Genomic DNA, 3,935 nt, shown 5'->3' on the forward strand with positions numbered 1-3,935 from the left:
TGCAACCTCTGGGTCGCGCTGCAGGGCGCGGGCGCCATCGTGGAATTCAGTCCGGGCGGTGCAACCATGACCACCATCCAGATGGCCGCCGCGTCGCGTCCGTCCGCACTTTATTTCGATGCCACCAACGGGCAGCTCCTGGTCGGCGACCAGGGACCCGACATGAACATCAAGATCTACCAGACATCGGGCAGTCCGGTTCAAGTGGGCACGTTCGGGATCCAGGGCGGTTATCTCGACACCACATCCGGCATCAAGGGCCAGGTCGGCGACAGGCGCTTTACGCGCGTGGTGGGTATCGGCAAGGATGCGGGCGGCAACCTCTATGTGCTCAGCAACCCGTGGGGCGGCACGTGGGACCTCGCCCGCAACGGCAACACGGACATCTATGTGTACGACACGTCGAACATCCTTCGATGGAGACTGCAGGCGCTTAACTTCGAGGGCAACGGCGCACCGGACCCCGGGACGGACGGCGCGTTTTTCTATGGCGGTTTCAACGTCTATACGGGCACGGCCGGCGGCACGTTCGTGGCGAACACGGTGAACCCGTTCGACTATCCGGCTGACCCGCGAATCGATATCAACGATACCCAACGCGGCCAGCACTTCGCGCAACTCGCAACTGTTGGCGCAAACAGGGTCATGGTCGCGGCCGGCCAGAATCCGGGCGTGTTCAATTTCTATCACTTCAACGCGGCGAACGGATACATTGCGATTCCGGATGGATCACTGCCGGGCGCGCTCTTCAATTCGAGCACGTTGATCACAGGCGGGTTTTCGCTCGATACCAACGCGAACGTCTGGGCCGGTCCGGACAGGACGAACCGCATTTACTTCTATCCGCTGACGGGCTTCGATGCCGACGGCAAACCGTCATGGGGACCCGGCTTTGCCTATGCCACGCCCAGATCCGTCCTGCCGCTGACACGCATCATCTATCTTGCCGACAGCGACACCATGATCCTCGGACAAGGCATCATTGGCAGCGCGGACTGGACATCGATAGGCACCCGCATCGAGGTCTATCACGGCTGGCGCGCGGGCAACCAGAAGTCGCCGAGCCCGGTCATCACGCTCACGAGCGCAAATCCCAAATCGATCACGGCGGCGGGCAACTATTTGTTTGTCGGGTATGTGCATGCGGCGCCGAACATCGACGCGTTCAATCTTGCGACTGGCAGTCTCGACATGACGTTCGCGAACAGCAATCCCGGCTCGGTCGATATAGGCAACGACGTCGATTCCATGTACGGCCTGAGGGCGTATCTGCGCTCGACGGGCGAGTACGTCGTCACGAAGGACAACTACAACGAGTCGAGCATCATTGTTTACCGGTGGACGCCGGGCGCCGTTGCGAATGCCGCTAGACCTTAGCCGGCGGCTGAGGATTGTTCGCCGGATTGGTGTCGAACCTGGAGACGCGTTCTATGCCGGACGTATCTGCGAGCGCGGACAATCCCGCTTGCAGTGCGTCGGCAATGTCCGCGGCGTAGACATCCGCATCGTTCACGTAGACGGTGAACGACCGCAGGTATTTGGCCTTTTTCTCCGGGTTCTCGATCGTATCCCGGGTCCATTGGTACAGCGGATATTTGTCCACTCCGAGTTTTTCCGCTTCATCGACATAACCTGCGAATGCATCGAACTGGCACACGAGGGACGCGTCATGCCAGCGCAGCAGATCACTCAACGGCTCCGGCACCTGCTGCGGATCGCCGCGCAAGGTCGCGGCGAGTTCGGGCGAAGCAGTGATCCGGATCTGGAACAACCATGCATTGCTCATGTTTCCTCGCTTCGTCTATGTCGCCGTGCGCAGCACCTGAGCAAGATCGGCCAGCCGATACGGCTTGGTGATGAAGGTGAATGCATCGGTCGGGCCATGCTGTTCCTTCAACATGGGCAGCGGATAACCCGACGCAAGGACGACCTTCAATTGCGGCAACAGCGCCCGCGCCGTCCGCGCGAGCTCCAGTCCATGCATGCCTTGAGGCATCACGACGTCGGTGAACAAGATCGAAATGTTGGCGCTCCGGTTCAGCATCTCCAGCGCTTCCTTCGCGTTGTTTGCCGTCAGGACCTGATAGCCGATCGACCTGCACAACTCCGCGCCTATGTCGAGCACGTCCGGTTCGTCATCGACCATGAGGATCATCTCTTGCGATGCCGCGGGCGCGCTTTTCGACTCCACCGCGCTGTCCTCGATGGCCGGCAGATACAGCCGGATCGTGGTGCCCTGCCCCTCTTTGCTGTCGATCTGCACCTCGCCGCCCGACTGCGCTATGAAACCATACACCTGACTCAAGCCGAGCCCGGAGCCCTTGCCTACTTCCTTGGTCGTGAAGAACGGCTCGAACGCACGCGCAATGACGCGCTCCGCCATGCCCGTTCCGGTATCGCTGACGGTGACCGCTATGAAAGCGCCGGCCTTGAGTGTGCCGACATCGCCGTCCTTGAGGTCCGCGTTGTTCACCGCCACGATGATCTTGCCGCCCTCGGGCATCGCGTCGCGCGCGTTGACCACCAGGTTGAGCAACGCCGCCTCGAACCGAGCAACATCGATTGCGACCATCCGCAGTTCCGGCACATAGGCAAAGTCAATCTCGATACTCGAGTTGCCCGCGCGCTTGAGCACCGCTTCGAAACCGGCAATCACCACGTTGAGGTCGCAGTTCTGGACTTGCAGCGGCTGCTTGCGCGCAAACGACAAGAGCTGCTGCGTGAGGGTCGCGCCACGTTCGACGGCGCGGCGCATGGTATCGAGAATACGGATGTCCGATGGGTTGCTCAGACGCATGGTCAACAGGTCCATGCTGCTCGACAGGACGGTCAGCAGATTGTTGAAATCATGCGCGATACCGCCGGTCAGCTGCCCGACTGCCTCCATCTTTTGCGACTGGAACAGTGCGGCGTTGGCGCGCTCGAGCGCCTCTGCGGCCAACTTGCGCTCGGTGACGTCGCGCGTGATCTTGGCGAAGCCGATCAGTTTCTGATGATCGTCATGGACTGCATCGACTACAACGTGCGCCCAGAACCGCGTCCCATCTTTTCTGACTCGCCAGCCTTCCTGCTCGAACCTCCCCACCGATGCAGCCGCTGCGAGCGTTTTTGCAGGAGAGCCGGCCTGGCGATCCTCGGGTGTATAGAAGCAGGAGAAGTGCTGGCCTACGATCTCGTCGTGCGTGTATCCCTTGATGCGCTCGGCCCCCGAATTCCAGTTCGTGACCACACCGTCCGGCGCCAGCATGTAAATGGCGTAATCCGTCACGCCCTGCACGAGCAGGCGAAACCGTTCTTCGCTTCCGCGCAAGGCTTCCTCGGCCGCCTTGCGTTCGGTGATATCGCGCGTGACCTTGGCGAAGCCGACCAGATTGCCCTCGGGGTCGCGGATCGGATCGATCACGACGTTCGCCCAGAAACGGGTGCCGTCCTTGCGCACCCGCCAGCCCTCGTCTTCGAAACGGCCTTCTTCGCGCGCCGTGCGCAGGGCGCGAGCAGGCCTGTTGTTTTGCTGGTCTTCCGGGGTATAGAAAAGAGAGAAATGCTTGCCGATGATCTCGCTGGCCGTGTAGCCCTTGAACCGTTGAGCGCCCGCGTTCCAGCTATTGATGCGACCGCTCAGGTCGAGCATGTAGATTGCGTAGTCACTGACGTTGCTCACCAGCAGCTCGAAGCGCCGTTCGTCGGAGAAGCCTGCAGTGGTTTCTTGTGTGGTCATTTACTTGAATCTTCGAGTGAACCCATCTAGCAGCCAGGGCGGGTCCGGACCCGGCTATAGACATAAATTAGACGAGTAATCATAGACCTATACACGCGCTTTCACCGTTTCAATAAGCGTTGGCCCAGTACGGAACCCGGCCACGCCAGTCCATTTTCGATGTAAGATACTGTATATCCATACAGCTATCGATGTCATGTCCGATCCTGGAGCGCCG

Annotated in this window: 3 protein-coding genes; 1 reads left to right on the forward strand and 2 read right to left on the reverse strand. The window is 60.4% G+C overall.

All coding sequences use genetic code 11. From position 1 onward, the window contains the following. Positions 1-1,377: SMP-30/gluconolaconase/LRE-like region family protein (locus ACRXB1_RS32440; protein ID WP_449494362.1), on the forward strand; the 1,377-nt coding region annotated here is incomplete at its 5' end. On the opposite strand, the gene ACRXB1_RS32445 is transcribed toward ACRXB1_RS32440, so the two are convergent. Both ACRXB1_RS32445 and ACRXB1_RS32450 read right to left on the reverse strand, forming a co-directional pair. Further along, positions 1,367-1,786 carry a hypothetical protein gene (locus tag ACRXB1_RS32445; RefSeq protein WP_449494363.1) on the reverse strand — a complete coding sequence of 140 codons (420 nt, stop codon included), beginning with the start codon at positions 1,784-1,786 and terminating at the stop codon, positions 1,367-1,369. The genes ACRXB1_RS32440 and ACRXB1_RS32445 overlap by 11 nt on opposite strands. A 15-nt stretch (positions 1,787-1,801) precedes the next feature. Then, on the reverse strand, positions 1,802-3,718 hold the full coding sequence (locus ACRXB1_RS32450; RefSeq protein ID WP_086381135.1) for a hybrid sensor histidine kinase/response regulator: 1,917 nt from the start codon (positions 3,716-3,718) through the stop codon (positions 1,802-1,804). Between the last annotated feature and the right edge of the window lie 217 nt (positions 3,719-3,935).

The organism is Caballeronia sp. M23-90, from assembly GCF_053574605.1.

Excerpts from the sequence above, each read along its gene's own strand:
- ACRXB1_RS32445 (WP_449494363.1), bottom strand. The coding sequence starts at position 1,786 with ATGAGCAATGCATGGTTGTTCCAGATCCGGATCACTGCTTCGCCCGAA.
- ACRXB1_RS32450 (WP_086381135.1), bottom strand. The coding sequence starts at position 3,718 with ATGACCACACAAGAAACCACTGCAGGCTTCTCCGACGAACGGCGCTTC.